Source organism: Streptomyces virginiae, from assembly GCF_040638905.1.
In the GTDB taxonomy this organism is placed as follows: Bacteria; Actinomycetota; Actinomycetes; order Streptomycetales; family Streptomycetaceae; genus Streptomyces; species Streptomyces virginiae_B.
In genome coordinates this window covers 61,034-87,077 of the sequence record NZ_JBEZYV010000010.1, presented here as the reverse complement: position 1 = coordinate 87,077, position 26,044 = coordinate 61,034, and the positions used below count along the sequence as shown (strand labels likewise).

The 26,044-nt window shown below is 73.0% G+C and carries 25 protein-coding genes and 1 pseudogene; 18 read left to right on the top strand and 8 right to left on the bottom strand.

Features of this window, described 5'->3' with window-relative positions; genetic code table 11:
- Window positions 1–67: 67 nt before the first annotated feature.
- Window positions 68–1,051 (top strand): oxidoreductase, encoded by a 984-nt coding sequence (locus AB0F82_RS16525; RefSeq protein ID WP_362627924.1) that lies wholly within the window; start codon window positions 68–70, stop codon window positions 1,049–1,051.
- A gap of 244 nt (window positions 1,052–1,295) precedes the next feature.
- Here the strand turns inward: AB0F82_RS16525 and AB0F82_RS16520 are convergent, their stop codons facing one another.
- Both AB0F82_RS16520 and AB0F82_RS16515 read right to left on the bottom strand, forming a co-directional pair.
- A complete protein-coding gene (locus tag AB0F82_RS16520) occupies window positions 1,296–1,754 on the bottom strand; it encodes a DoxX family membrane protein (protein ID WP_362627921.1) in 459 nt (152 codons plus the stop codon).
- A 117-nt stretch (window positions 1,755–1,871) separates the two neighbouring features.
- Window positions 1,872–2,180, bottom strand: coding sequence for a hypothetical protein (locus tag AB0F82_RS16515; RefSeq protein WP_362627918.1), 309 nt, complete (start codon window positions 2,178–2,180; stop codon window positions 1,872–1,874).
- Window positions 2,181–2,384: 204 nt separating this feature from the next.
- On the opposite strand from AB0F82_RS16515, the gene AB0F82_RS16510 reads away from it, so the two are divergent.
- Window positions 2,385–2,654, top strand: a complete 270-nt coding sequence (locus AB0F82_RS16510; protein WP_362627915.1) for a WhiB family transcriptional regulator — start codon at window positions 2,385–2,387, stop codon at window positions 2,652–2,654.
- Between the two features lie 12 nt (window positions 2,655–2,666).
- On the opposite strand, the gene AB0F82_RS16505 is transcribed toward AB0F82_RS16510, so the two are convergent.
- Window positions 2,667–3,782 carry a serine hydrolase domain-containing protein gene (locus tag AB0F82_RS16505; RefSeq protein WP_362627912.1) on the bottom strand — a complete coding sequence of 372 codons (1,116 nt, stop codon included), beginning with the start codon at window positions 3,780–3,782 and terminating at the stop codon, window positions 2,667–2,669.
- A 125-nt stretch (window positions 3,783–3,907) separates the two neighbouring features.
- On the opposite strand from AB0F82_RS16505, the gene AB0F82_RS16500 reads away from it, so the two are divergent.
- From AB0F82_RS16500 to AB0F82_RS16490, 3 genes and pseudogenes are all read left to right on the top strand, one after another.
- Window positions 3,908–4,795, top strand: coding sequence for an AraC family transcriptional regulator (locus tag AB0F82_RS16500; RefSeq protein WP_362627910.1), 888 nt, complete (start codon window positions 3,908–3,910; stop codon window positions 4,793–4,795).
- Window positions 4,796–5,136: 341 nt separating this feature from the next.
- Window positions 5,137–5,838, top strand: a complete 702-nt coding sequence (locus AB0F82_RS16495; RefSeq protein WP_362627907.1) for a 4'-phosphopantetheinyl transferase family protein — start codon at window positions 5,137–5,139, stop codon at window positions 5,836–5,838.
- Window positions 5,839–5,999: 161 nt separating this feature from the next.
- Window positions 6,000–6,347 (top strand): annotated as a pseudogene (locus AB0F82_RS16490) (nuclear transport factor 2 family protein); the annotation flags it as partial.
- A gap of 118 nt (window positions 6,348–6,465) precedes the next feature.
- Here AB0F82_RS16490 and AB0F82_RS16485 read toward each other — a convergent pair.
- A complete protein-coding gene (locus tag AB0F82_RS16485) occupies window positions 6,466–8,001 on the bottom strand; it encodes a hypothetical protein (protein WP_362627905.1) in 1,536 nt (511 codons plus the stop codon).
- Window positions 8,002–8,760: 759 nt separating this feature from the next.
- Here AB0F82_RS16485 and AB0F82_RS16480 point away from each other — a divergent pair.
- Window positions 8,761–10,332, top strand: coding sequence for a S8 family peptidase (locus tag AB0F82_RS16480; protein WP_362627902.1), 1,572 nt, complete (start codon window positions 8,761–8,763; stop codon window positions 10,330–10,332).
- 203 nt (window positions 10,333–10,535) lie between these two features.
- Here AB0F82_RS16480 and AB0F82_RS16475 read toward each other — a convergent pair whose 3' ends face one another.
- From AB0F82_RS16475 to AB0F82_RS16465, 3 genes are read right to left on the bottom strand one after another with little or no spacing between them, the layout of a single operon-like run.
- Entirely contained in the window at window positions 10,536–11,009 is a 474-nt protein-coding gene (locus AB0F82_RS16475; RefSeq protein WP_362627899.1) for an STAS domain-containing protein, read from the bottom strand.
- Entirely contained in the window at window positions 11,006–12,136 is a 1,131-nt protein-coding gene (locus AB0F82_RS16470; RefSeq protein ID WP_436842098.1) for a cobalamin B12-binding domain-containing protein, read from the bottom strand. The genes AB0F82_RS16475 and AB0F82_RS16470 overlap by 4 nt, the downstream gene beginning before the upstream one ends.
- Window positions 12,133–13,719 (bottom strand): PP2C family protein-serine/threonine phosphatase, encoded by a 1,587-nt coding sequence (locus AB0F82_RS16465; protein WP_362628331.1) that lies wholly within the window; start codon window positions 13,717–13,719, stop codon window positions 12,133–12,135. Before AB0F82_RS16465 ends, AB0F82_RS16470 begins: the two co-directional genes overlap by 4 nt.
- Before the next feature lie 310 nt (window positions 13,720–14,029).
- Here AB0F82_RS16465 and AB0F82_RS16460 point away from each other — a divergent pair, with 310 nt between their 5' ends.
- The 5 genes from AB0F82_RS16460 (at window position 14,030) to AB0F82_RS16440 (ending at window position 18,723) form a co-directional block, all read left to right on the top strand.
- Window positions 14,030–14,377 carry an STAS domain-containing protein gene (locus AB0F82_RS16460; RefSeq protein WP_362627896.1) on the top strand — a complete coding sequence of 116 codons (348 nt, stop codon included), beginning with the start codon at window positions 14,030–14,032 and terminating at the stop codon, window positions 14,375–14,377.
- 67 nt (window positions 14,378–14,444) lie between these two features.
- Window positions 14,445–14,876, top strand: a complete 432-nt coding sequence (locus AB0F82_RS16455; RefSeq protein WP_362627893.1) for an ATP-binding protein — start codon at window positions 14,445–14,447, stop codon at window positions 14,874–14,876.
- A 284-nt stretch (window positions 14,877–15,160) separates the two neighbouring features.
- Window positions 15,161–16,843 (top strand): diacylglycerol kinase family protein, encoded by a 1,683-nt coding sequence (locus tag AB0F82_RS16450; RefSeq protein ID WP_362627891.1) that lies wholly within the window; start codon window positions 15,161–15,163, stop codon window positions 16,841–16,843.
- A gap of 31 nt (window positions 16,844–16,874) precedes the next feature.
- Window positions 16,875–17,828, top strand: a complete 954-nt coding sequence (locus AB0F82_RS16445) for a YihY/virulence factor BrkB family protein (RefSeq protein WP_362627888.1) — start codon at window positions 16,875–16,877, stop codon at window positions 17,826–17,828.
- Between the two features lie 64 nt (window positions 17,829–17,892).
- The gene (locus tag AB0F82_RS16440) at window positions 17,893–18,723 is read left to right on the top strand and encodes a phosphatase PAP2 family protein (RefSeq protein WP_362627885.1); all 831 of its coding nucleotides are present in this window, start codon (window positions 17,893–17,895) and stop codon (window positions 18,721–18,723) included.
- A 209-nt stretch (window positions 18,724–18,932) separates the two neighbouring features.
- Here AB0F82_RS16440 and AB0F82_RS16435 read toward each other — a convergent pair whose 3' ends face one another.
- On the bottom strand, window positions 18,933–19,433 hold the full coding sequence (locus AB0F82_RS16435) for a MarR family winged helix-turn-helix transcriptional regulator (RefSeq protein WP_362627883.1): 501 nt from the start codon (window positions 19,431–19,433) through the stop codon (window positions 18,933–18,935).
- Between the two features lie 101 nt (window positions 19,434–19,534).
- On the opposite strand from AB0F82_RS16435, the gene AB0F82_RS16430 reads away from it, so the two are divergent.
- The 7 genes from AB0F82_RS16430 to AB0F82_RS16400 all read left to right on the top strand — a co-directional run bounded on the left by AB0F82_RS16430 (window position 19,535) and on the right by AB0F82_RS16400 (window position 25,918).
- Window positions 19,535–20,749 (top strand): PP2C family protein-serine/threonine phosphatase, encoded by a 1,215-nt coding sequence (locus tag AB0F82_RS16430; protein ID WP_362627880.1) that lies wholly within the window; start codon window positions 19,535–19,537, stop codon window positions 20,747–20,749.
- Between the two features lie 69 nt (window positions 20,750–20,818).
- Window positions 20,819–21,361, top strand: a complete 543-nt coding sequence (locus AB0F82_RS16425) for a MarR family winged helix-turn-helix transcriptional regulator (RefSeq protein ID WP_362627878.1) — start codon at window positions 20,819–20,821, stop codon at window positions 21,359–21,361.
- Between the two features lie 177 nt (window positions 21,362–21,538).
- Entirely contained in the window at window positions 21,539–22,831 is a 1,293-nt protein-coding gene (locus tag AB0F82_RS16420; protein WP_362627876.1) for a PP2C family protein-serine/threonine phosphatase, read from the top strand.
- A 104-nt stretch (window positions 22,832–22,935) separates the two neighbouring features.
- Complete coding sequence (locus AB0F82_RS16415; RefSeq protein ID WP_436842102.1) at window positions 22,936–24,528, top strand: sensor histidine kinase; 1,593 nt, start codon at window positions 22,936–22,938, stop codon at window positions 24,526–24,528.
- Entirely contained in the window at window positions 24,525–24,983 is a 459-nt protein-coding gene (locus AB0F82_RS16410; RefSeq protein WP_362627870.1) for a response regulator, read from the top strand. Before AB0F82_RS16415 ends, AB0F82_RS16410 begins: the two co-directional genes overlap by 4 nt.
- A 79-nt stretch (window positions 24,984–25,062) precedes the next feature.
- Window positions 25,063–25,425 (top strand): STAS domain-containing protein, encoded by a 363-nt coding sequence (locus tag AB0F82_RS16405; RefSeq protein WP_362628328.1) that lies wholly within the window; start codon window positions 25,063–25,065, stop codon window positions 25,423–25,425.
- A gap of 25 nt (window positions 25,426–25,450) precedes the next feature.
- Window positions 25,451–25,918, top strand: coding sequence for an ATP-binding protein (locus AB0F82_RS16400; RefSeq protein ID WP_362627867.1), 468 nt, complete (start codon window positions 25,451–25,453; stop codon window positions 25,916–25,918).
- Window positions 25,919–26,044 lie beyond the last annotated feature (126 nt).

Genomic DNA, 26,044 nt, shown 5'->3' with positions numbered 1-26,044 from the left:
CTCGACGTTGCGATGCGGCCGAGCACCCCTGCCCTCATGCCCCACTCCTCCATGGATCGAGGTCCCCATGACCCGTGCCACCCGGGCGTACGCCCAGACTTCGCCGAGCGACCGCTGGACGCCCGACTCCATCCCCGGCCAGTCCGGCCGTCTGGCGGTGGTCACCGGCGCCAACAGCGGCATCGGGTACGTCACCGCCCGCGAACTCGCCCTCCGCGGCGCCCGCGTCGTCCTCGCCTGCCGCAGCCAGGAGCGCGGGCAGGACGCCCTGGAGCGCCTGCGGGCCGAAGTCCCAGGGGCCTGGGCCGAACTCCGCCTGCTCGACCTCGCCGATCTGAAGTCCGTCCGCCGGTTCGCCGACAGCTGGAGCCACGGCCGGCTCGACCTCCTGGTCAACAACGCCGGCATCGCCATGGTCCCGTTCTCCCGAACCGCCGACGGCTTCGAGTCCCAGTTCGGCGTCAACCACCTCGGGACGTTCGCACTCACCGGCCTCCTCATGCCGCACCTGCTGGCCTCGCCGGACCCTCGCGTGGTGACGGTCAGCAGTGAGGGGCAGCGATTCGCCCGGTTCGACATGGGCAACCTCGACGCCGAGCGCGGCTACCGGCCGCTGTTCACCTACATCCAGTCGAAGCGGGCCAACCTGTACTTCGCCACGGAACTGCAGCGCAGGGCCGACGCCGCCGGGGTGAGCCTGCGCAGCATGGCCGTCGCCCCCGGACTCACCCGCTCCAACGTGCTCACCGGCGGAGCCAACAGCGCCCGGGGCCGCGCGTACGGAGCGCTGATGCGCCTGCTCGTGCGCAGCGCCTTCCGCCCGACGCCGGAGGGCGCGAAGACCTCCCTGTACGCCGCGACCGTTCCCGATCTGCCCGGAGGAAGCTACGTCGTACCCGACGGCCCGTTCCAGCTCCGCGGCGAACCCGTACTCCGCAGCCGGGAACGCGCCGTCCGGGACGCCGACACCGCCCACCGGCTGTGGGCCCTCTCGGAGCGGTTCACCGGCGTGGTCTACCCCATGCCCGCCGACGTGCCGTCTCGGGACTGACCAGCCGAAGCGCGGGCCGGCGAGCGAGCATGCGTCGGCGCACATCAGCGCTGAGGCCGCTCACGCCACTGAGATGCGCGCTCCGCCCTCCAGTTCGCCTGAGTCTCGACGCGCCACACGCGAGCGAGGGCTGCTGCCCAGTCTGCGAGAGCGCCCGGGCGATCCGGCGGAGCGTGGCCCGTAACTCGTCCCCGAACGGCAGGCACGACCCCTGGCGCCACTGCGCCCAACCGGGAGCCTCGCTTCACCCACCCAGCGGGCGCCGGCGAAGCGCGTGCCGGGAGCGGTAGGCGAGCGAGGGTTTGCCGTGGGTGTCCGCGGCGGCGATCAGGAGCCCTCCCAGGGCGGAGAGGTCCGTCAGGAAGTGAGCGCGCTGCCGTGCGCGCTCCTCCGGGTCCTCCTCCGTCCAGAAGGCATGCGCGGTGAGGGAGGCCGGCACCAGCGTGGCAGCGAGAGCGAGCGCGGCCAGGCGCGGGGCGCGCCCCGTCGCGAACATCAGGCCCGCCGTGGCCCGGATCGCGCCGGTGGCGCGCACCAGTTGCCGCGGATCCGCGGCGAGGGCCGGGATTCGGTCCCCCACCGCCCGTACGACGGGCTGTGCTGCTTCCGTCAAGGCGGACTCGGGGCGGTGCAGGGTGCGTAGGCCGCCGGTCACGAACGGAGCGGCGAGCAGGGGGCGGGCGAGGTTTCGTAGGACAGCCATGTCGCGCTGATGCCCGGACCTCGTATGTCTATCCCGGGCACTGATGGGTTGACGGGTCGATGGGTCGATGGGTCGATGGCGGTGATCTCCCGGCATCGTCCGGGAGCCGAGGAGGTGTCAGGACTCGCCGTCGATTCCGGTGACCGCGGGCGGCCCCAGAGGGGCGTCCTTCTCCGGGAAGCCCAGTTCTTCGAGGGTGGCGGTCAGCAGGCGGACGGCGTCGCCCTCGGCCGTCACCCGGTCCGGGGCCTCGACTTCGAGCCGGACGGAGAAGGTGCCGCCCTCGTGGACCGTGAGCAGTTCCACGTCCTCCGTCTCGCTCAGGTCGGTGTGGTGCGAAGCCAGCCTCTTCGTCAGCTCGGAGCGTGTCGCGTCGTCGATGTCGCTCAGGAAGGTGCCGGGCACGGTGATGACGTAGGTGGTCACTGCTGCCTCCTGTCGGGCGGCCGGGTTGAGTTGTGTGAATGCCCCGGTATCGGGTTTCGAATCCCTGCGGCTCGCCGCGTCAGCCTGCCGGATGCGGCGCGGGACGGCCGCGAACGGTGGCCGCGGCACTGCATAGAGCCATCGGTACCGGCCAGGAGAGCAGGTAGGAACTCAGACGAAAACGAACCGGATGGAGGAACGACGATGAACTGGCGCCACAAGGCAGCCTGCCGGTGGGAGGACCCCGATCTCTTCTTCCCCGTCGGCTCCAGCGGCCCGGCACTCCTTCAGATCGAGGAAGCCAAAGCCGTGTGCCACCGTTGCCCGGTCAGGGAGACATGCCTTCAGTGGGCCCTCGATGGAGGCCAGGAGTTCGGTGTGTGCGGTGGCATGAGCGAGGAGGAACGCCGCCGGGCCACCAGGCGGCGTAAGGCGCGGGCCCGGGCCGACCGGTCCCGCCGGCCCTCCGGCTGATGCGCCGGCCCATCACCGCAGTCCGCTGTAGGCGGCCATGACGATCTCCATGCCGCGGTTGTCCTCCTGCTGGTCCCGGTCGAGCATCCGGTTCATGACGTAGGCCACCGTCATGCGTGCGCCGGGGTCGCTGGCGACCAGCGAGCCGCCCCATCCGCCCCATCCGAAGGCGTTGCCGAACTTGCCGAAGCCGGCGGTCCACGACATCGGCGTCCGCAGGACGCGGTCTTCGCCGCTGAACACCTCCTGCCACGCGGGCACGCAACCGCGGGAGGACAGCAGTCGCACCCCGCCGGCCGATCCGTGGTTCGCGAGGACCGACTGGACGAGGGCGACCGACCGGGCGTTGCCGAAGCCGTTCACCGCCGGGATCTGCGCACGGCGCCAGGCCACGGAGTTGACGTCCCTGACCCGGACCGCGGCACCGGTGTACTTCCGGCGGGTGCCGTCGGGCCCGAGCGGTGCGCCGGCCGTGTACTCGTCGGTCAGCGACGGCGGCGGGACGAGCGGTGCGACGCGGCGGTCGTGCTCGGCGGACAGCCCGATGTGGAAGTCCGCGCCCAGCGGCTCGGCCACTTCCTCGGCGAAGAACTCGCCGAGGCTCCGGCCGGTGATGCGGCGGACGATCTCACCGACCAGGAACCCGAAGGTGAGCGCGTGATAGCCGGCCGCGGTTCCCGGTTCCCATTCGGGGGCCTGCGCGGCCAGCCCCGCCGTCACGCTCTCCCAGTCGTAGAGCTGCTCGACCGCCGTCAGCCCGGAGAGGTCCGGTAGACCGGCGGTGTGCGAGAGCACGTGGCGTACCAGTACGTTCTCCTTGCCGGCCGCGGCGAACTCGGGCCAGTAGGCGGCGACCGGCGCGGCCGGATCGAGCTCGCCCCGGTCGGCCAGGATCAGAGCGCACAGGGCTGTCATGTTCTTGCTCGTCGAGTTCACGCAGGTGAGGGTGTCGCGTTCCCATCCGGCGCGGCGGTCCCCGTCGGCGTACCCGCCCCAGATGTCGACCACCGGCTCGCCGTCCAGATAGACGGCCGCCGAGGCGCCGCCGTCGTAGGTGCCGAGCACCTCTGCCAGTGTCTCGCGCACCGCGGCGAACCGCGGTTCGCACAGTCCCTCGATGTCAGTCATGGGTGTGAGCCTCATGCAACGCGGGAGCTTCCTGCCCGACAATTCCCGCACCGGCTTTGTCGGGCGGGCGCGGTCGGCTCTTCTCCACATTCTTGTGGTGGAGACACGAGGAAGGGTGCACAGGCGTGCTGGAGCGGCTCAATCAGGCGCTGGACCACTTGGAGGCCTGCCTCGACCGGGAGATCGACATGGCCGAGGTGGCCCGGATCGCCGCTGTGTCGGAGTACCACTTCCGGCGGCTGTTCTCCGCGCTGGCCGGGATGCCGCTCCCGGTCTACGTGCGGCGCCGGCGGATGACGCTCGCCGGGGCCGAGGTGCTGGCCGGGGAGCTGACGCTGCTCGATGTCGCGGTGCGGTACGCGTACGGCTCGGGCGAGGCGTTCGCCCGAGCGTTCCGGTCGGTGCACGGCATCGGGCCGGGCGAGGCCCGGCGTACGGGAGCGGTGCTCACGGCGCAGCCCCGCATGTCGTTCCGGGTCGTCGTCGAGGGAAGTACGAGCATGCGGTACCGGATCGTGGAGAAGCAGTCGTTCCGGGTCGTCGGCAGGAAGGCCACGGTCCCGCTGGTGCACGAGGGGGTCAACGCGGCCGCCTCGGCGCACGTGGAGAGTCTGGACGAGCGGGCGGTCGCACGGATGAAGGCACTGGTCGGCCCGGAGCCGGAGGGGATCCTGTCTGCGGTGGTGCACCTGACCGCCAGCCGGGAGCAGGGTGCCGAGGTGGACTACTGGGTCGGTGTGGCTGCCCGCCCCGATGCGGCGGGCGAGGGGCTCGACACCCTGGACGTGCCGGCCGGGACCTGGGCGGTCTTCGACAACCGCGGGCCGTATCCGAGCGCCCTTCAGGAGCTGTGGCGGGACGTGTTCACGCAGTGGTTCCCCTCGAACCCGTACGCGAGCCGGCCGGGTCCGGAACTCCTGCTGACGCAGCCGGTGGAGGTCGGCGCGGAGACCGACTCGCAGCTGTGGATCCCGGTCGAGCGGAGCAGCGGGACCACTGGGACTGGGCCGTGAACAACCCCGTACACCGGTCGCCCGCCGCCGTTACGGGCTGCTTCGGCGCGACCGCGGGGACATCGCCGGGGCATGGGGTGGGGCAGGCGCGGTCATACGCTGCCCAAGTCCGCGAAACACCCGGCCGGTCGGCAGGCCCGCAGAGCCCGGAATCGAGCACCTGCGCGACGTCCGGCGGTCCGGGCCGCTCGGCGCCGCCGTCTGGGGACGCCGTCCGGCCGTCCACGCCGCCACCCGGTCGGGCATGCCCACACCCACCGCACGCCCCCGGAGAGAACAGCCCGCAGACCACCTCGGGCCGCCGCGACGGCACCCCACCGGCCTCGACTACCCTCAAACACGTGATCGAGCACGTGAACCAACTCGGACCCAACCCGCCCGTACCCGGCCCCGCGCCCACTTCCACCACCCCCGTGGTGTGGGCCCTCAACACCACCGTCCCCGCCGTCGGCGGCCACCCGGTCACGGACGCGGACTCCATCCTCGACGCGGAGGAACGCGAACGCGCCGCCCGCTTCCACACTCCCGGTCTGGCCCACCGCTACGTCACCTCCCACCTCGCCCTGCGCACTCTCCTCGGCATCTACCTCGACCAGCCACCCCGCACCATCCGGCTCACCCGCGAGGACTGCCCGTGCTGCGGCGCGCCCCACGGCCGCCCCAACATCCCGGGAAATCCGCTCCACTTCTCCCTCTCCCACAGCGGCGACCACGCCTACATCGCCCTCGCCACCACCCCCGTCGGCGTCGACATCGAAGAGCACCCCACCCCGCAGACCCTCACCGACGTCCTCCACCTCCTCCACCCCACCGAAACGGAGGAACTGACCGCGCTCCCCGCCGCCGAACGCATCACCGCGCTCGCGCGCTGCTGGGCCCGCAAGGAAGCCTGTCTGAAAGCCGCCGGTACCGGGCTGGCCAACGGCCTCGTCGACCCCTACGTCGGCACCCGGCCCCACCCGGCCAGGGTTCCCGGCCACCACCTCACCGACCTCCCCGCCCCCGCCCACTACCAAGCCGCCCTCGCCACCCTCACCGGGTGACATGGCAACGGCACCCACGCAGTACACCCGTATGCGAGTTCGGCAGGGTTGACATGCGAAACCTGCGCTTGTCGCATGCCTTGCCGTGCATCACGCTGGCGGACATGACCTCACCACACACCATCGGCCTGCCGGGATCCGGACGCTCCCTCTCCGCCGCGGAGGAGGCCGCCCTCGAACCCCTCCGTGCCTACGTGCGCGGTCACGCGACCGGCGACCCGGTGCACTTCCGCGACGCGTTCCTGCCCACCGCGCACATCGAGGGCATCCGCGAGGGGGAGTTCGTCTCCTGGCCCCTCGACGCATACTGCGGCCTCTTCCCGGGCCGGCCGGCCCCGGACGAACCGTCCCGCAGCCGCCGCATCGACGCGGTCGACGTCCGCGGCAGCGTCGCCACGGCGACCATGACGCTGTCGCACGGCGCGGACACCTTCACCGACGTCTTCCTGCTGGTCCGTGCCGGCGACGGCTGGCGCATCGCCAACAAGGCGTACCACCGGCACTCCTGAGGAATGCCCTGCCGGAACGAAGCCCGGGGTGCGACGCATGAGCCGTGCGCGCCTAGGGACCCGAAGCCTCCCTGCTCGGCAACCGCCCCCGTGCCGAGGGGCGCGACGCCGCGGGCCGTCAGCCGCTCTTCAGGCGGCGGACGAACTCGTCGCCCAAGCGGCGCTGGAGATCGGCGAGTTGCTCGTCGGTCAGGCCTGTGAGGTCGCCCGGAACGCCTCCGCCCTTCGCCGCGCCGTCCTGTTGCTTCTGCTGCTCCCGGCGTGTGAGCTCCTGCTCCTCGGGAGAGCCGGGCGCCGCGTACGCGCACCGGATGAGGGCGCCGTCGGCGGCCTTGAGGCAGGTGGCTTCACGGCCGTCGACCGGCCCCCTCCCCTCGACGCGGTAGCGGATGTTCTGTTCGCTGCCGATGGTGGCCGTCCACGTACTGCCCCCGGTGGGGACGATCTCGAACACCTCGTCGTCGTTGTAGCAGCAGACGTCCCGGTACTCGGCCTTGATGAGCGCCGCGAGTGCCTTCGGCGAGGACCAGGCGGGATCGAGGCGGTACACGGTCATCGGCGCGAGAGAGCCGCCCTGGTGGCGCGTGGGCACGGTCGAGACGGCCACCACCGAGCTGGCGTCCCCCTGCGGGGTGAGCGGGGTGACGTAGGCACTGCCACCGGCCGCGGCGCCGCCGTGGCGCAGGGTGAACTCGGCCTCGTTGCCCTCGTTGGCACCGTCCTCGGAGGCGTCCCAGCCACTGCGCTCGAACCACCAGTCCCCGAACCCGCCCACCGCGGCCGTGCCCTCCCGCTGGCGCGCGGCGAGACTCAGGGGGTAGGAGGGGCCGGGGACGGCGGACGTGTCGGTGGTGAGCGTCAACTTTCCGGTCCTGCCGTCGTAGAGGGCCACGCCGGCGGGGCGTTCGGTCACGACGAAGAGCCCGGTCTGTCGCTTGAGCGGGACGACGACGACCGGGGTGCCGTTCGAGCAGGTCACGTAGGCGTCGTCGGCCTCGAAACGAACCCAGCGCTTCACGGCCGAGATCTTCCGGCCGAGATTGTGGGTGAACCAGCCGCTGATCCGGGCGTCCGCCTTCTCCACGTCGAACGGGCAGCGCTCCTGGCTGCGGCCGGTGCCGCCCAGCGGGACCTCCTGCACGAGGCCCACCTCGTACCCGGCGAGCCAGCCGCGCCGTTCGACCAGGGCGCCGAAGCGGTCGGAATCGGGCAGGTAGGTGATGTCGGATATCTCACCGGTGACATCGCCCAGATGCGGGGCCGCCTGCGCCTTGCCGACCACGTACGGGGAACGGGCGGACAGCGTGGGCACCGGGTCGCTCACGATCTCCGCGGAGGCCATGTACGCGCGGTCCTGCAGGTAGGCCGCGTACACCAGCCAGCCGACGGCGAGCACCAGGGCGAAGGCGCCGCCGAACCAGCCCAGGACGACGGCCGCGTCGCCCCCGCCCCCGGCACGGCGGCCGGCGCGCCGCCGGAGCCACCGCACGGCCAGGCCGGCCGCGACGCAGCACGCCACGGCCGACACGGGCAGCGAGAACCACGCGAAGAGCTTGCGCAGTTCCCAGACCATGATCGTCGTGTAGTAGGAGGCGTACCACAGCACGAATGCCGTCGCCAGTGCGGTCAGTCCCCAACCCCATGCCCGTGCCATCGGCGCTCCCCCCGCCCCCGGTCCGGGCCCGCGCCCGGTGCCGCTCGCTCGATTCTGCACCCCCGGCCGGAGCGTGTCAGCGGTCTCGCGCGAGGCCGAAGCGGGCCCGCTCACGAAAATTTCACAACTCGGCTCCTCCGCACGCCGGCAGGGCCCCCCGGTGCCTACGCGGCCCTTCCCCGGCCCCCGGACCGGGCCCCGGTGTCGGCCGTCGGGCAGCTTCGGTGAGCGTCGCCCAGCGCCGCATCCCGCAGGGCCGGGGCCCTCACCGGGAAGCGCGCGGTGGCGTGAACCGTTCCGCCTGCGGTACCGGCGGAGCACGCCACTCCGCCAGGGACTCCGGGAACGCCCCAGGCAGCGGCGGCGAAGGGCCGTCCCGCTACGGGAGGGCGCGCGCGTCGGCCCCCTCCGGCGCCGCACCGGCCTCCGGCGTGAAATCGAGCCCGTCGGGTGGCCGCGGCCGGCGGCGGCACCAGCGGTACGGGCAGGCGTTCGGCGCGGTCGCGGGCCCCGGGCCGGCCCTACCGCCCGTGCCCCCGTCATGTGCGGCGCGTCTTTGCTCAATCATGGCCGGAGCATGGCAAGGATGTTACGCGCTCGTGGGCCCCTTGTGGGCGGGCCGGGGGTGGGTCAACCTTTCGAAGGCGGAGGCGAGTTGACGGGTTGTCATGTACGCGATGTGTGCACATGGCGTCGTGCCCGTCGGTCGTCTCCCCGCTTCATCCCCGCAGTGCACCACCCACGAGGAGGACCCCCCACATGTCCGTGATGCGTCACACCCGCCGGAGGTTCGCCGGCATCAGCGCTACCGCGGTCGCGGCCCTCGCGCTCGGCGCGGCAGCCGCACTGCCCGCCTCGGCGGCCGACAGCGGCGCGCAGGGCGTCATCGAGAACGCCGGGGCCGCCGGAACCATCTCCGGCAGCTACATCGTGACCCTGAAGGACTCCGCGGCCCGCTCCACCGCCGACAGCGGCAAGGCCGTGGCGAAGCGGTACGGCGCCAGGATCGACCGGACCTACACCGCGGCCCTCAACGGCTACTCCGTCAAGGTCTCCGAGGCGCAGGCCAAGAAGCTCGCCGCCGACCCGGCCGTCCAGTCGGTCGTGCAGGACCGCGTCTTCACCGTGGACGCGACCCAGCCGAACCCGCCGTCCTGGGGCCTCGACCGGATCGACCAGCGGGCGCTCCCGCTGAACCAGAGCTACACCTACCCGGACAAGGCCGGCGAGGGCGTCACCGCGTACATCATCGACACCGGTGTCCGCATCAGCCACCAGGACTTCGGCGGCCGTGCCTCGTACGGCTACGACGCCATCGACAACGACAACACCGCCCAGGACGGCCACGGCCACGGCACGCACGTCGCCGGCACCGTCGCGGGCGGCGCGTACGGCGTGGCCAAGAAGGCCAAGGTCGTCGGCGTCCGCGTCCTGGACAACAACGGCTCCGGCACCACCGCCCAGGTCGTCGCGGGCATCGACTGGGTGACCCGCAACGCCGTCAAGCCGGCCGTCGCCAACATGTCGCTCGGCGGAGGCGCCGACTCCGCGCTCGACACGGCCGTCCGCAACTCCATAGCCTCCGGCATCACCTACGGTGTCGCGGCGGGCAACGAGTCGACCAACGCCTCCACCAAGTCCCCGGCGCGCGTCGCCGAGGCCATCACCGTCGGCGCCACCACCAACACCGACGCCAAGGCGAGCTACTCCAACTACGGCAGCGTCCTGGACATCTTCGCCCCCGGCTCCTCCATCACCTCCTCGTGGGGCACCGGCGACACCGCCACCAACACCATCTCCGGCACCTCGATGGCCACTCCGCACGTGGTCGGGGCGGCGGCGCTGTACCTGTCGCAGAACACATCGAGCACCCCGGCACAGGTCCGTGACGCCCTGGTCGCGGCCGCCACCGCGAACGTGGTGACCGGCCCCGGTACGGGCTCCCCGAACCTGCTGCTCAACGTCGGTGAGGGCGGCACCGTCCCGCCGGGCAAGCGCTTCGAGAACACCGCGGACTACGCGATCAGCGACAACGCGACCGTCGACTCGCCCGTCACCGTCAGCGGGATCAGCGGCAACGCCCCGGCGGCGCTGACCGTCGCGGTCGACATCAAGCACACCTACATCGGCGACCTCAAGGTGGACCTGGTCGCGCCCGACGGCACCCTGTACAACCTGCACAACCGCTCGGGCGGCAGCGCGGACAACATCATCAAGACCGTCACCGTCAACGCCTCCTCCGAGGTAGCCAACGGGGTGTGGAAGCTCCGGGTGAACGACAACGCGAACCTCGACACCGGAAAGATCGACTCCTGGGCGCTGCAGTTCTGAGCGCACGGGCCAGCGCATGACTTCTGATCCGCGATGAACAGGAGGGGTCGACCGCGAGGCGGTCGCCCCCTCCGCACGTACGGGTCGAGGAGGTGCGTTCGAGGACGGGCGGGACGCACAGGATCCGCCGACGGGCGGAACCGCTGGGCGTACGGGTCCGCACCGGCGGTGGGGACCGGGCGGGTCGGCAGGTGCGGACACCCTCAGTGGGTGTCGCGCCGATCGTGCCGCTCGTGCCGGCCGCGTGGGTCCGGGCCGGCGGAGGGAGCGGCCGGCAGGTTCTCCTCCGTCTGACCGCTGCACGCGGCGCCGCCACCGGTGCGGCGCAGGGCCTTCGCGCCCGCACTCGGTGCCGTGAGGTACTCCAGGGTGCAGGTGATCTCCAGGAGGCGGTCGAGCTGTACGGTCCGGCCGTCGAGGTGCAGCCCCGCGCCCGCCTTGTCGGTACGCCGCCGGACCATCAGCAGCGCCGACAGGCCGCTGGAGTCGACCGCGGACAGCCCGGCGCAGTCCAACCGCAGGTCCCGCAGTGCGGGGTGTGCGGCGAGCACTTGGTCCACGGCCTCGACGAGGAGGTCGGCGTGGCGGTGGTCGAGGTCGCCGCTCAGCTCGACGCGCGCGACCTCGTACGAGGAGGAGTACGTCAGGCCGAGCGGGGTGGAGGGCAGGCTCGTCATACAGCGGTCCCGGCAGCGGTGAGGGGGGTGACGGTCAGGCGGTCGGCTCCGGCCCGCAGGGTGGCGGTGGCGCGGGGGAAGTCCTGGAGTTCCCGCCGCAGGAGCTCCAGGGCGGGGAGCAGCGAGGCGGCCGGAACCCCGCGGGCCTCCAGGACGCCGGCGGTCCACAGCAGGAAGCCGCAGAAGAGGTCCTCGTCACCGGTGTAGAGGGCGGCGGCGAGGAACTCGACGATGTGGGAGAGGTCTTCGGCGGTGCGCTCGCGCTGCACTTCGGTGTAGGTGCGCATCGCCGGATACGCGTTCTCCAGCTGCGTGACCACGGCCCGGACGAGCCGCGGGCGGCTGCGGGCGACCAGTGTGTACTCCTGGTCGTTCAGGTGGGGCAGGTCGTCGATGGCCTGGTGGCCGGGCCGGGGCCGCGGCAACGGGCCGCGGGCCAGCTCGTCGGCGGCGGCCCGCGCGTCGGGGGCCCAGGAGTCCGCGCCGAGCAGGCCGGCGTAGCGGCCCCCGGGTCCGAAGGCGGCCCCGCCCACGATCACGGGGGTGCCGACGGCCTGGCAGGCGGTGATGGTCGCGTGCGCGGCGGGCAGCCTGGTCGCGAGGGAGCCGGAGAGGGCGACGGCGTCCGGGCCGGTGCGGTGCAGGTGCGCGACGAGGTGCGGGGCGGTCACCTGCGCGCCGAGGTAGTCGACGCGCCAGCCCCTGATCCGCAGTACCTCGGCCAGGAGCCGGGCGGGCAGGGCATGCCATTCGCCGTCCACGCAGGCCACCGTGACCCGCCCGCGTGTCGGTGCCGTTTGGACCGAGGGGTGCAGGGCGACGGCGGCGACGGCCCGGTCGTTGATGGCGGTCGCGGCGTGCTCCTGGGCGACGGTGATGCGGTTCGCCGCCCACTCCTGGCCGACCCGCCCCTGTACGGAGGCGATGACGTCGAGCAGGAGGTCCTCCGCCGCCATGCCGTCGTCCAGTGCGCGCAGCACCGTACCGACCGTGGCGGCCTCGTCGAACGCCATCACCGACTCCCACACCCGTGCGCGGAGTTGCTGCGGCGCCGAAGCGCACGTCGTGGTGATGGCGGGTGCCTGCGCCGGTGCCTGTGCCGGTGATGGGGTGTCGTACGGGCTCATGCGGTGAACCGCCCGCGGGTGTGGCCGTCCACGGCGCTGAGGTGGTTGGTGCGCGGGGCCGAGATCACGACGACGGCCATGTCGTCGTGGCGGCCCGCCCCCACCCACTGAGAGGTGAGCATCTGTACGTGTTCCACCACCGCTTCGGCGGGCATCGCCGCGCATTCCGACAGGGCGCGGCGCAGCCGCTCCTCCCCGAACATCGCACCGCCCATGGGGCCTCCCCGTGCCTCGCTGATCCCGTCGGTGTACAGCACGCAGGTGTCCCCGGGTGCCAGCGTCACGCGGGCCGTCTCCGTGGTGATCTCGGGCAGCGCGCCCACCAGCGTTCCCTTCGTACGGGCCTCCTCCACCCGGCCGTCGGAGCGCAGGATCAGCGGGGCGGGGTGTCCGGCGCTCGTCAGGCGCAGCCGCACCGCGTTGCCCTCCCGGGCCGCGGAGGCCAGCACCATGGTGGCGAAGCGGGCGTTCTCGGAGTTCAGCAGGGAGGTGTTGAGCAGGCTGAGCATCCGGTGGTGGTCGTCGGCCATCGGCAGGAGGGCGTGCAGCGTGTTGCGGATCTTGCCGGTCATCACCGCCGCCTGGAGGCCCTTGCCGCAGACGTCTCCGAGGACGACGAGGGAGGGCGCGCCCTCATCGGAGGCGGGGTGCAGGTCGTAGAAGTCGCCGCCGACCCGCTCGTGGTCCTTCGACGGCCGGTAGCCGCCGGCGTACTCCACCCCGGAGACTTGGCGCAGCGGGGGAGGGAGGAGTTCGCGCATCAGGGTGTCGGTGATCGACGCCTGCTCCGCGTAGAGGCGGGCGGCCGACATGGCGGCGCCGGCGCGGGCGGCGAACAGGCGCGCGAACACCTCCTCGCCCTCCGTGAACGCGCTCGCGCCGTCGGTGCGCAGCAGTACCAGGGCGCCGGCGGGCACCCCGTGCCCGGGCAGGGGCGTGATGACGATCGACCCCAGGGTGTCGAGGCCGTCCGGCACCAGCCAGGCCGGTGCGGCGGACGGGTCGAGCCACCGGGAGGGGACGGGCGGGAAACCCTGGAGCGCCTCGGCCAGGCCGGGCACGTCCTCGGGGTCGACGACGGCGCGGGAGACGGACGGGCCGCCGCCGCGGACGCAGGACACGATCGGGAGCTGGGGGCCGTGTGCGGGGCCGATCACCAGGGCCGCGTCGGCGAGGTGATCGGCCGCCATCTGAGCCGTGACGTCCATGCACCGGTCGAGGTTCAGGGACGACAGCAGGAGGTTGGAGGAGCGGACCAGGAACTCGGTCCGTTCGCGTTCCGTCCACAGGGCTTCCCGGGCCAGCCGGTGGTCGGTGTCGTCGACGAGCCACCACACGACCGTGCCGTCGTCGCGGGGTGTCGGATGCGCCTCGTACGAGCGGTCGCCCACGGGCCCCTGGACGGTGCCGGCCCCCGCGGGCGGGCGCTGCTCGGGCACGGGGGTGGTGTAGCGCGCGTGCGCCGACACCAGCCATCCGGGTACCGCGTCCGCCATCGCCGAGCCGGGGCGGGCGTCCGGGAACACCAGGCCTGCCGCCTCGTTGGCGTGGACCACGACCGCACGGGCGTCAGCCACCAGCACCGGGTAGGGGGCCTGACTCCACGACAGGCCCGTGGTGGGCGAGCTCGGGGTCGTCTCGGTGGAAGGAACCAAACGTTGAAGGCCCGCTGTGCGAACCCCTCACCTCTTCATCGCGTTCATCACGTCGGAAAAGCCTCGGACCAAACAGTTGTCCTCCGGCAACCATCCTCCATGGGCCGTGCACCTCGCAACCGCGCCACAGGCGGACGCGGTGTCGAAGGGCCATCCCTGAGGGTGACGAAGTACTGAACCACTTGCCATTACGGGTACCCGGTCGTCGGGCCCGCACGCGATGTAGGAAGATGTCCCGGTGATCGGAGAGGAAGCGGTCGTCACCACGACCACAACACGTGACGCGACCGTCATCGGCCTGCGCGGCGAAGTCGACGAGGACAACGCACCGTTCCTGGCCAACGCCCTCGCACAGGCCGCGGCGGACGGCCCGCCACGCACCGTGGTGGACCTCTCGGGCACTTCCTTCGTGGACTCCTCCGTGCTGCACGCGCTGCTCGACGCGCAGCGGGCCCACGCGGACGCCGGTTCGGTGCTCGTCCTCGCCGGCCCGCTGCACACCGCCGTCCGACGACTGTTCGACGTCACCGGAGCCGCGGCGGCGTTCCGTATCGCGGACAGCCTGGCGACCGCGATGACATGCTGACCACCACCCCCCGTCCCCGAACGGGTCGTCACGGTGCGACCCGTGCGGCCATGGGCAGGCGATGAGTATGAACCCACCCCCGCCGTCCGAAGCTCCCCTGGGCCCGCAGCGGCACCGCGAGGACGCCGTCGGCGACCGGCACGCCGCACCGCCCGGCTCGGCGGCCGCGGCCCGTGAGCGCGTCCGCGAACTGCTGCTCCTGGCCGGTGTCAGCCTCGACAGCGTGACCGCCGCGGACGCGCTGCTCGTCACCTCGGAGCTGGTCACCAACGCGATCCGGCACGGTGACGGCGTCATCGCCTTCCAGGCGGACATCAAGGACGACGTCCTGCGGCTGTCCGTTGCCGATGCCAACCCCCGCCTCCCCGCGGCCCGTACGGGCACGGTCGACCACCCCGGGGGTTACGGCTGGCCGCTCATCCAGCGCCTGGCGGAGCAGGTCGACTGCAGTACCCGGCCCGACGGCAAGACCATCACGACGGCGGTCCGCCTGAGCTGACCCGTCCCGGGCGGAGGCCGCGGCCGTACGACATCTGCGGGGCGGCAGCCCGGACCCAAAGGCCCTCGGGTACGTCCGCAGTGCGGCGCTCCCCTCCACGGCAGCCGCGGGCACAGCCGCAGCCGGGGCGTTCACCGGTCGGCGGGCGCATCATCGGGCCGTGACGGGCAACAAGGGCCTCCATGACGACGGATAGCGGCGGGGCCGCGAGACGCTCGCGGTTGGTGTGGCTCTTGGCGGCCCAGACCACCTTGATGGTGCTCCTGGGCCTCTGGATTACCCGTGTGGCGGTCGGCCATTGGCCGCTCACCCTGGAGGACCGGCTGCCCCAGGACTTCGTCGCGCATCGGAGCCCGGTCGGGAACGGTGTCACCGCGGGGCTTTCGCTGATGGCCAGTACGGAGGGCATCATCGGGGTGACGCTGCTCTGCGTGGCCTTGCTGCTGGCCCTGCCACCTGCCCCGCGGTGGGCGGAGGCCGTTTTCCTCGGGGCGTCGGTCGCGGTGCAGTCCGCGGTCTTCCTCGTCGTCACCTTCTTCGTGGAGCGGCCCCGCCCCGACGTCGCCCAACTGGACGGGGCGCCCCCCACGTCGAGTTTCCCCTCGGGGCACGTCGGCGCGTCCGTCGCCCTGTACGGAGGGCTGGCGGTCCTCGTGCTGAACCGTGCCCGCGGCCCCTGGCGGTACCTCGCGGCCGGGGTACTGCTCCTCGTACCGCCCGCGGTCGGGCTGTCCCGGGTCTACCGGGGCATGCACCATCCCTCCGACGTGCTGGGCGGCCTGCTCAACGGCGCCGCGACGCTGCTCGTCCTGGGGTCCGTGTTCCTGTCCGGCCGTGGCGGCGCCGACGGCCCCGCGCCGCACGGCGTTTCGGGGGGCGCCGCCGCCGTGCCCGGGCAGCCCGGACAGCCCGGCCGGTCCGACCGCGCGGGCGGGCGGGGTCGCGGCGGGCGCGTCGTCGTCGTACGCCATCCCCACGGCTGCCCGGACGAGCTGGCCGCCGAGGTGCGCGCCCGGCTCCACCGGCACGGTTTCACCGATCAGCGGTGGACCTCGACCACCCTGGACCGGCCCAGCGGGAGACTTGCCGAGGAGTGCGCCGCAGGCGGTGTGGAGCTGGTCGTGGCGTGTGGCGGAGACGGCACCGTACGGGTCTGTGCCGATGTCGTCGCCGGCACCGGAATCCCGCTGGCCCTCGTCCCCTGCGGCACCGGCAACCTGCTCGCCCGCAATCTGGACCTGCCGTCCGATCCGGCGACCGCCCTCGACGAGGCCCTGGCCGGCGGTGACTTCGGAATCGACGTCGGCCGGGTCGAGGGCGACGGCCTCCCGCCGACCCGGTTCACCGTCATGGCAGGTGCCGGCTTCGACGCCGCCATGGTCCGCGACGCGTCCCCGGTCCTCAAGGCACACCTGGGGTGGGCCGCCTACGCCCTCTCGGCGGCCCGGCACCTGCGCGACCCCCGCATGCGGCTGTCGCTCCGCCTCGACGGGGGCCGCCGGATCCGGCGGCGGGCCCGGATGGTGGTCATCGGCAACGTCGGCGCACTCCAGGCCGGACTGCAACTGCTGCCGCGGGCACGGCCGGACAGCGGCCGGATGGAGGTGGTGCTCTTCGACCCGCGCGGGGCGGCCGGATGGCTCGCCGCGGCGGCGCACCTGGCCGCCCGGACCGTACGGCGTCCGGCCGCGGCCCTGGCACCCGGCGGGCCGGTGTCCGTCGCCGCGGGATCGCTGGAGTACTTCAGTGCCGCCCGGATCGAGGTCCGCTTCGCGCGGACCCAGGGCCGCGAGGTCGACGGCGACACCATGGACGACGGCTCCCGGCTGACCGTCGACACGGAACCGGGGGCCCTGCGGATACGGCTGCCGCGCGCGCCCGGCGCCGCCGCCGCCCCCTGGCGCGTAACCGACGGCACCTCGCGGACCGCCCGTACCGCACCTGCCACGCCCACCGCACAGCTCTGACCCGCACACCGCCAAGGAGGGGAGACGAACGATGGGAACCGCCACCCGGGTACCGCAGCGACGCGACGTGCGCGGCGAGGAGCTGTCCGGCGACGAGGCATGGGCGGCTCTGCGCCGTTACGGCAGCTGGCGCCTGGCCCGTGACTCCTTCGTGCGCTTCCGCTACGCGGACGGCTTCAGCCACTCCCGTGCCCTGGCCCTCCAGACCGTCCTGTCGATCGTGCCGCTGGCCATCGCCGCGATAGGCCTCTCCAGCGTCCTGCACACCGAGGACATCGGGCGCGTGGCCGAGCTCACGATCAGCCGGATGGCCAACGGCCCCAGTCAGGAAATGGTCGACGAGGCCCTGCGCGAGAGCCGTCGGCACGCCGGCGACGGCGGCCAGGCGGCCCTGTGGCTCGGCCTGTTGTTCTCCCTCGTCAACGTCACCACGAGCCTGTGCCAGGTCGAGCGCGGCGCGAACCGGATCTACGGCAACGAACGCGACCGGCCCTTCCTGCGCAAGTACTCGCGCGGCCTGGTCATGGCGGTACTGGCGGGGCTTCCCCTGGGGCTCAGCTTCATCCTCACGGTGCTCGGCACCGACCTGGCCCGCGCGGTCGCCGAGGTGTACCACCTCGGTCCGGCCACCATCCGGGCCTGGGACGTGCTGCGGTGGCCGGTCGGGGTGCTGCTGGCCGTGCTCGCCACCAGTGCGATCTTCCGCCTCTCGCCGCGCCGTGCCCAACCGGGCTACACGTGGCTCGCCTTCGGTGCCGTCGTCCACCTGGTGCTGTGGCTCGGCGCGACGTGGGCGCTGAGCCTGTACGTCGGCGCCAGCAGCTCCTTCACCAGCGTGTACGGCCCCCTCAGCGCGATCATGTCGCTGCTGCTGTGGTCCTACCTCACCTCGCTGGCGCTCTTCCTCGGACTGTCCTTCGCAGCCCAGCTGGAAGCGGTGCGCGCGGGGACGAAGGAGCCGGTGGCCCGGGACCCGGGCGTCTGACACCGCACCCCCTGTCCGCCCTCCCACTCCTCACGAACCCTCCCCGAAGGCAGGTTCCGCCGTCATGGCACAGCGCACGGCCCGATCCCGAAGCCTCCCCACCGTCCGAGCGCTGATCGCCCGGCACTCGGGGCCCGACGCGGCGTTCGGCCGCAGGCTGGTGCTGGCGGTGACGGCCACGGCCGCGGTGGCGGTGCCGTTCGCCCTGGCCCTCGTACTCGTAGAGTCCCGGTGGCCGCCGCTGTACCGGCTCGACCGGACCACCGCGGAGCGGCTGCACCGTACAGCCCTCGAACACCCCGCCTGGGTGCGCGTCCTGGACTTCTTCACCGGTGTGGTGTGGGACCCGGTGACCATGCGGCTGCTGGTGGCGGCCCTGGTGGTGTGGCTCCTGACCCGGCGGGCATGGCGGCTGGCGACGTGGGCCGGTGTCACGGCGACGTCCGGGGCGCTGATCGGGTTCCTGGTCAAGAACGCGGTGGAGCGGGCCCGCCCGCACCTGCCGGAACCGGTCGCCCACGCGCCCGGCTTCTCCTTCCCCTCCGGCCATGCCATGACGGCCATGACCTCCTGCGCCGTCCTCCTGCTGGTCCTGCTCCCGCTGGTGCCGCGCCCCTGGCGGCCGTTGCCGTGGGCGCTCGCGACGACGGCGGTCCTGGGCGTCGGCTACACCCGGGTCGCGCTGGGCGTGCACTGGGTGAGTGACGTCGTCGGGGGCTGGCTGCTCGGCATCGCCGTGGTCACGGCGACGGCACTGGCCTTCGAGGCCTGGCGGGCCGACACCGGACGCCCGCGGACGACGGTGACCGAGGGCCTGGAGCCGGAGATCACCTCCGACACCGACCCGGAAGCGCCCTCCCGCCCCACGACCCCGCCCGTCACACAGGGAAGTTGACGTCTCCCGGCCGTACGCGGCCATCGCCGCCCTCCGCTGCACGTCGGCGGACTGCGCGTCCGGCACGGGGACGAAACAGAACGGCGCGGGCCCACGCCACTCGATCATCCAGCCGGCGAAGACCCTGCGCGCGAGGGCGTTCCCTCCTCGGGACGGCGACGGGCAGTGCGGCGTGGTCCGCCCACCCTGCGCAAGGCCGCCCGCCCGCGTCAGGCCGTCCTGGTGGTGAGGGAGTTCGGGGGCGGCAGCCGCAGCGGCTTCGCGACCGCCGCGCAGAAGTCGGCGAGCCCCGTCGCCAGGGCGGCCCGGGAGGCTTCCGGCATCGCTGCCATCGCCTCGGCCAGCGCCTTCTGCCTGCGGGCGCGGAGCCGTTCGAGGTACGCCCGCCCCGTGGGCGTCAGCCGGAGCAGTACCTCGCGGCGGTCGTCGGCCCCGGGATGCCGTTCGAGGAAGCCCACGGCCTGCAGGCGGTCGCACAGCCGGGTGACGGACGGCGGGGCCGACTCCAGCAGCCTGCCGAGCTCGCGCAGGTTCAGCTGGTCGTTCGCCTCGACGAGGAACAGCACCCGGGCCTGCGCGGAGGAGACGGGCGCGGCGCCGGCCGTGTCCCGGCCCCGCTCCCAGACCACCTCCAGCAGCTCGATCAGCTCGCTCATCTCCGCCACCGCCGACACGGCTGTCTGCGGGGAGCCGATCGTCCGCTGACTCATGTGACACTCCCTACCGGACGTACGCGCAGCCCTTCCAAGGCGGACCGGCGGCTTCGTCGTCCCCCATCTTTGCAGTAGCGAGAGAGACAGGTACGGGTCCGGTGACTGAAGGCGTAAGCGGCGAGGGTGTCGGGAGCGGCGGAGGCCTCGAGCGCGTGCTGCGCGGCGCCGCCCCGCACGCGCTGTTCGAGGAGGTCCGGGGCATCCTGGCCAGCGACCACGGGGCGGCCGGCGCCGACTTGCTGATGGCGGACTACGCCTCGGCCCGGCTCCGGCCCGTCACGGCGCAGCCGTTCACCGCCGATTCCGTGTCGGCGTACAACAGTGCCGAGGGCCGGGCGTTCGGCGCCCAGGAACCGCACGTGGTCCCCGGGGTGGACGGGATCACCGTGCACCTGCCGGTGACCGTGCGCGGCGACCGGCTCGGGGTCCTGAGCGTCCGCTACCCGGCCGACGCGGCGGTCGGCGGGCTCCTCGGCCCGCTGCAGGACGTGGCCGACGCACTGGCCCACGAGATCCTGGTCGCCGACCGCGACACCGATTACTTCCTGCAGGCGCGCCGGGCCAAGAGGCTCACCCTGGCCGCCGAGATGCAGTGGCAGCTGCTGCCGGGGCGCTCGTGCTCGCGGCCCGAGTACGACCTCGGGGCACAACTGGAGCCCGCGTACGCCATCTTCGGCGACAGCTTCGACTGGTCGGCCTCCGCCGACCACCTGACGCTGACGGTCAACAACGGCATGGGTGAGGGCATCGACGCGGCGCTGCTGACGAGCCTCGCCGTCAGTGCCCTGCGCAACGCCCGGCGGGCCGGCCTCGACCTCGCCGATCAGGCGGCCCTGGCGGACCAGGCCCTCTACGGGCAGTACCAGGGGCGGCTGCACCTGGCGATGCTTCTGCTCCGCTTCGACCTGGAGACCGGCGGGGTCGAGGTCGTCGATGCCGGGTCGCCCCGGATCTGGCGGCTGCGCGGGAGCACCGTGGAGCGGGTCGGGCTGGAGGCTCAGCTGCCGCTCGGCATGTTCGAGGACACCGTCTACACCTCCCAGCACTTCCGGGTGCTGCCCGGGGACCGGCTGTTCTTCCTGAGCGACGGCGTCTACGACGTCCTCTCCCCCGCCGGCGAGCCGTACGGCCTGCACGCCCTGACCCGGGCCGTCATGAACACGCGGCTGCTGCCGCCCTCGCAGGTGCCGCGGGCGCTGCTGGAGGAGCTGCCGGGGTACCGGGGCGGCGTGGACGCCGTCGACGACGCGATGGTCGTCTGCCTCGACTGGCACGGCCGGCCCGGTACGAAGCCCGGCGGCGACGAGCGGTAGGGGCGACAGCGCGGCCGGGCGACAGGGGCGGCCGGGGCCGATCGCCCCGGACGGTGGCACAGTGGTGGCATGCCCCGTCCCGGCCGTTCCGGCGCGTACGAGGATCCGGCCGCGGCCCTCGCCGCCGCGGCGGACCTCCTCGCGGTACTGCACGCCAGGGGCCAGGACGGTGTGGAACCGGCCGTCTCGCCGTCGCAGCTGCGGGCGCTGCTCGCCGTGGAGGGCGCCGAGGGCGGCAACCTGCGCACCCTGGGCGACGTGCTCGGCTCCCGTCCGCCGTCGGTCACCCGGCTCTGCGACCGGCTGGAGGCCATGGGGCTGCTGACCCGCTCGCCGCATCCGTCCCGGCGCCGCGAGGTGGAGGTGCGGCTCACGCCGCAGGGGCGGGCACTGCTGGACGAGCGGCGGGCGATCCGGGTGCGCGAGATTTCGGCGGTGCTCGGGCGGATGGCGCCCGAGGCGGTGCAGGCGCTGGTGGCGGGCCTGGAGGCGTTCCGCGAGGCCTCCGCCGGCCCGTACCCGGCCGACGGCCCGGTCGACCGACCGCCCCCGCCCGTGGACGCCGGCCCCTCCGACGCGCCGGCCCCGGCCCCTGTCCCCGACAGCGCCTGACAGCCGGGCGCGGCCGCAGGTCCGGGGGGCGGTTTCCCGGTCCGTCCGCAGGATGACAGAATCATTGAGTTCGTAAAATATTGCCTACCGGCAAATGATCACTCTAGGCTTGTCCGACGCAACCACGCGTCCGTCGGGCGTCCGCCGTCCGAGATGAGAAGGGACAGACGCGACGCCATGGCGAGCATTCCCGGGGTCGGGGCCCCACGCCCGGCCGCCCGCACGCCGCAGCCGCCGGTGGTCCGGCCCCGGCAGGCGTCCTCTGAGACGCCGGACGACTCGCTGGTGCTGTGGAACGGCGTACCGCCGTACGTCCTGCTCATCGAGGACGACGAGGGCGACGCCGTGCTCGTACAGGAGCTCGTGGAGGACAGCGGGATCGAGGTCCGCCTCGGCCGGGCCCGCTCCCTCGCCGACGCCCTGCACCTGCTGGAGGCCGAGGCCCCCGAGTGCGTCCTGCTGGACCTGCACCTGCCCGACGCCCAGGGCCTGGACGGGCTGGAGAAGGTCCTCGCCGTGTCCGCCGAGGCCGCCGTCGTCGTCCTGACGGGCCTGTCGGAGGAGCAGGCGGGACTGACCGCCGTCGCGGCCGGCGCCCAGGACTACCTGGTCAAGGGGCGCCTCGAGGCCGACGTCTTCATGCGGGCCATCCGATACGCGATCCAGCGCAAGCGCACCGAGCTGGCGGCCGTCGCCCTCCAGGCGGGCAAACTGCGCGCCGAGGAGAACGCGCGCCTCGAACGCGGCCTGCTTCCCACGCCGCTGCTGCTCGACGACGCCGCGCACGCGGTCACCGTATGCGCCCGCTACCACCCTGGGCGCGCCCAGACGCTGCTCGGCGGGGACTTCTACGACGTCGTCCAGACCCCCGACGGGGCCACGCACGCCGTCGTCGGCGACGTGTCCGGCCACGGCCCCAGCGAGGCGGCGCTCGGCGTGTGCCTGCGCGTGGCCTGGCGGTCCTTCGTCATGGCCGGCGCCCGCGGCGCCGAACTGCTCGGGCTCCTGGAGCAGATCCTGCTGGCGGAGCGCTCCGGACCCGAGATCTTCGCCACCCTCGTCTCCCTCACCCGTCCCGCCGGCACCCGCGCCGTCTCCGTACAGCGCGCGGGCCACCCCGGTTTCCTGGTCCGTTCCGCGGCCGGTGTGGAGCTGCGCACCGTTCCGGGAGGGCCCGCGCTGGGCATCCTGCCCGGCTGGGGCGCCGGCTGGCCCGTCACCGAAGTGGCCGTGGAGGCGGGCGGCGCCGTGATGCTCTTCACGGACGGCCTGATCGAGGGGCGCATCGGCCCCGGCTCCGACCGTCTCGACGAAGCGGGCCTGCTGGAAATCGCCCGCAAGCACGCCGACCTGCCCGCGGAACCGTTCGTCGACACCCTCATCCAGGCGGCGCAGGGCCTCGCCGCGGACTGGGGCGGCCTGGCCGACGACGTCGCCGTCCTCCACCTCGAATGGGACTCCCCCACGTGATCTCCCCCGCACAGCCTCCCCGAAAGCCCCGCGGACGGGCCCAGGACCGCAACGGGCCGAGCCTGCGGGTCTGGCTGACCACCGTGCTGGCCGCCCTCGCCCTCATGGTCGTCGGCACGGGCGCGCTCGGCGCCGCCCTCCTGTCCCACACCACCACGGCCGGGAACCGGCTCGTCGACGGGATCCTGCCCGCCCAGCGGGACGCCCTGCGGCTGGAGACGGCCCTGCTGGACCAGGAGACCGGGGTCCGTGGCTACCTGCTGGCCGACGAGCCGGCGCTGCTGGAGCCGTACGAACGCGGGCTGGCCGACGAGACCGCGACCGGCCGACGCCTGGCGGCGGTCCTCGACGACGACGGCGTGCGTGAGGACCTGGCGGCCGTGCAGGAGGCCGCCCGGACCTGGCGCGAGCAGTTCGCGGCCCCCGCCATCGCCTCCGTGGAGAACGGCACCGCCCCGCCGTCCCTCCAGGACGGCAAGGACCGCTTCGACGAGGTCCGCCGACGGATCGCCGCCCAGCAGGCGCATCTGGACCGCATCCAGGCGGACGCCCGCACCACCTTCGGCGAAGCACGCACGCAGCGTGACCGCATCCTGCTGGCGATCGTCGTGGCCTTCCTGCTCGCCGGGTCCGCCCTTGTCGTGCTGCTCCACGTGGGCGTGCTGCGGCCGCTCGCCCTGGTGCGGACCGCCTCCCAGCGCGTCGCGGACGGGGCCTTCGAGGAGGAGATCCCCCTGCGCGGCCCCTCCGACCTGCGGGCCCTGGCCCGGTCGGTGGAGGCCATGCGGCACCGGACCGTGGACGAGCTGAACGCTTCGCGGCGCAATGCCGAGCGGCTCGACCGCACGGCCGCCGAGCTCGACGCGCAGGCCATGGAGTTGCGCCGTTCCAATGCCGAGCTGGAACAGTTCGCGTACGTGGCCTCGCACGACCTCCAAGAGCCCCTGCGCAAGGTCGCCTCCTTCTGCCAGCTGCTGGAGAAGCGGTACGGGGACCAGCTCGACGAGCGCGGCGCCCAGTACATCGGCTTCGCCGTCGACGGCGCCAAGCGGATGCAGGTGCTCATCAACGACCTGCTGACCTTCTCCCGGGTGGGCCGGGTCCAGGACGCGCGCGAGACGGTCGCGATGGACGGCCCCCTGGACCGGGCGGTGCGCAACCTGGCCGCCGCCGTGGAGGAGAGCGGCGCGGAGATCACCCGGCCCGAGCAGCTCCCGGACGTGGTGGGCGACCCCACGCTCCTGACGATGCTGTGGCAGAACCTGGTGGGCAACGCCGTCAAGTTCCGCTCGCCCGACCGTGCTCCGCGCGTCGAGGTGGCCGTGGCCGACGACCCGGAGGCCGAGCCGGGCTTCCACACCTTCACCGTCACCGACAACGGCATCGGTGTGCCGGCCGAGTTCGCGGAGAAGGTCTTCGTCATCTTCCAGCGGCTGCACGGCCGGGAGTCCTACGGCGGCACCGGCATCGGCCTCTCGCTCTGCAAGAAGATCGTCGAGCATGCGGGCGGGCGCATCTGGATCGACACGGACCACCGAGAAGGCACCCGGATCGTCTTCACCCTGCCGGTCGCCGATGCCACCACCGACACCGACCCCGGCCCCGCCGCCCCCGGCGCGGCCTCGACCGCGGAGCCCGGTGCCGGTGCCGGCGCCGAGCCGCCCGCCCCCGTACCCACCGAAGGAACCCTCCGATGAGCACTCCCGCAGACCGGCCCCAGGCCGCCCCCGCCGAAGTCCTGCTGGTCGAGGACGACGCGGGTGACGAGCTGATGACCCGTGAGGCCTTCGAGGACAACAAGATCGGGAACGTGCTGCACGTCGTGCGGGACGGCCTGGAGGCCCTGGACTTCCTGTACCGCCGTGGCGAGCACGCCGACGCCCCGCGCCCCGATCTGATCCTGCTCGACCTGAACCTTCCCAAGTACGACGGACGGCAGGTCCTCGAACGGATCAAGACGGATCCGGAGCTGAGCCACATCCCCGTGGTCGTGCTCACCACCTCGGCCGCCGAGGAGGACATCCTGCGCAGCTACAAGCTGCACGCCAACGCCTATGTGACGAAGCCGGTGGACCTCGACCAGTTCATCCGGGCGATCCAGCAGATCGACGACTTCTTCGTCACCGTGGTCAAGCTCCCCCGCACACGGTGAGGCCGGTGGCCGGGCCGGTGACGGGGCGGAAAGGTTCGGGAATGCGAACGGAAATGTGGGGAAGACGGACGTGAGCAGCATGGACACGCACAACGCCGAGGCACGCAGTCGCGTCGAAACCCGCTCCGACGGGGACGTGCGCATCGTGGTGATGGCGGGTGAATTCGACATGGACAACGTCGCCGATCTGCGGACCGCAATGGATCCCGCAGCGCCCGGTGTGGCCCGGTTCGTCCTGGACGTGGCCGGGGTGACCTTCGTCGACTCGACCGCGCTCAGCGTCATGCTGCAGCCCGCGATGGACCGGCCGGTGGTCCTGGCGGGGACCGTGCCGAGCCGCCTGGCCCGGCTGCTGGAGCTCACCGGTGCCGAACTGGCCTTCGCCACCGCGCCCAGCGTGGCCGAGGGCACGGTCATGATCGTCCCGCCCCGAGAGGGCTGAACGGCGTTCCCTGAGGAGGTGAACGGTGCTGCACCACACCGACGTGAGCGACACCAGGACGGGCGCGGGCGGACCGCGCACAGCCATGCAGGCACGCCACCGCGTACGGACCCTCCTGGAGTCGTCCGGAACCGTGAGGGTGGGCACCGCCGCCGGGGAGGCGGTCCTCACCGACGCACTGCTGGTCACCTCCGAGCTGGTCACCAACGCCATCCGGCACGGTGGCGGGCTGCTCGGCTTCGACGCCTCCCTGTGCGCGGGCGGTGCCGGCCTGAGGATCGCCGTCACCGATGCCACCAGCACCGCTCCCCCGTCCCCGCCGTCCCGTCCCGCCGGGGCGGCGAGGGGCCGGGGCGGCTTCGGGTGGCCGCTGATACACCGCCTGACGCGGAGCGTGACGATCGCCCCTGCGGCGCACGGCGGCAAACGCATCGAGGTCGTCGTCCCGGTCGATGGCGCGGCCGGCCCTCAGGAGGATCCCCGACCGGTTTGAGGTACCCCCGGTTCCAGGCCCGCCCGGGTTCGGGGCCCTACCGGTTTGAGACCTGGAATTTCGGCCATACGGGCGTCGAACAGACTTCGGCGTCCGCCGCGGTCCCCGCCCCGACACCGGTCGGGG

Excerpts from the sequence above, each read along its gene's own strand:
- AB0F82_RS16415 (WP_436842102.1), top strand. The coding sequence starts at position 22,936 with ATGGTCGTCGGCACGGGCGCGCTCGGCGCCGCCCTCCTGTCCCACACC.
- AB0F82_RS16435 (WP_362627883.1), bottom strand. The coding sequence starts at position 19,433 with ATGAGTCAGCGGACGATCGGCTCCCCGCAGACAGCCGTGTCGGCGGTG.
- AB0F82_RS16445 (WP_362627888.1), top strand. The coding sequence starts at position 16,875 with ATGGGAACCGCCACCCGGGTACCGCAGCGACGCGACGTGCGCGGCGAG.
- AB0F82_RS16510 (WP_362627915.1), top strand. The coding sequence starts at position 2,385 with ATGAACTGGCGCCACAAGGCAGCCTGCCGGTGGGAGGACCCCGATCTC.
- AB0F82_RS16485 (WP_362627905.1), bottom strand. The coding sequence starts at position 8,001 with ATGGCACGGGCATGGGGTTGGGGACTGACCGCACTGGCGACGGCATTC.
- AB0F82_RS16425 (WP_362627878.1), top strand. The coding sequence starts at position 20,819 with ATGCCCCGTCCCGGCCGTTCCGGCGCGTACGAGGATCCGGCCGCGGCC.
- AB0F82_RS16505 (WP_362627912.1), bottom strand. The coding sequence starts at position 3,782 with ATGACTGACATCGAGGGACTGTGCGAACCGCGGTTCGCCGCGGTGCGC.
- AB0F82_RS16470 (WP_436842098.1), bottom strand. The coding sequence starts at position 12,136 with ATGAGCCCGTACGACACCCCATCACCGGCACAGGCACCGGCGCAGGCA.
- AB0F82_RS16475 (WP_362627899.1), bottom strand. The coding sequence starts at position 11,009 with ATGACGAGCCTGCCCTCCACCCCGCTCGGCCTGACGTACTCCTCCTCG.
- AB0F82_RS16480 (WP_362627902.1), top strand. The coding sequence starts at position 8,761 with ATGTCCGTGATGCGTCACACCCGCCGGAGGTTCGCCGGCATCAGCGCT.
- AB0F82_RS16525 (WP_362627924.1), top strand. The coding sequence starts at position 68 with ATGACCCGTGCCACCCGGGCGTACGCCCAGACTTCGCCGAGCGACCGC.
- AB0F82_RS16520 (WP_362627921.1), bottom strand. The coding sequence starts at position 1,754 with ATGGCTGTCCTACGAAACCTCGCCCGCCCCCTGCTCGCCGCTCCGTTC.
- AB0F82_RS16410 (WP_362627870.1), top strand. The coding sequence starts at position 24,525 with ATGAGCACTCCCGCAGACCGGCCCCAGGCCGCCCCCGCCGAAGTCCTG.
- AB0F82_RS16420 (WP_362627876.1), top strand. The coding sequence starts at position 21,539 with ATGGCGAGCATTCCCGGGGTCGGGGCCCCACGCCCGGCCGCCCGCACG.
- AB0F82_RS16440 (WP_362627885.1), top strand. The coding sequence starts at position 17,893 with ATGGCACAGCGCACGGCCCGATCCCGAAGCCTCCCCACCGTCCGAGCG.
- AB0F82_RS16455 (WP_362627893.1), top strand. The coding sequence starts at position 14,445 with ATGAACCCACCCCCGCCGTCCGAAGCTCCCCTGGGCCCGCAGCGGCAC.
- AB0F82_RS16405 (WP_362628328.1), top strand. The coding sequence starts at position 25,063 with ATGGACACGCACAACGCCGAGGCACGCAGTCGCGTCGAAACCCGCTCC.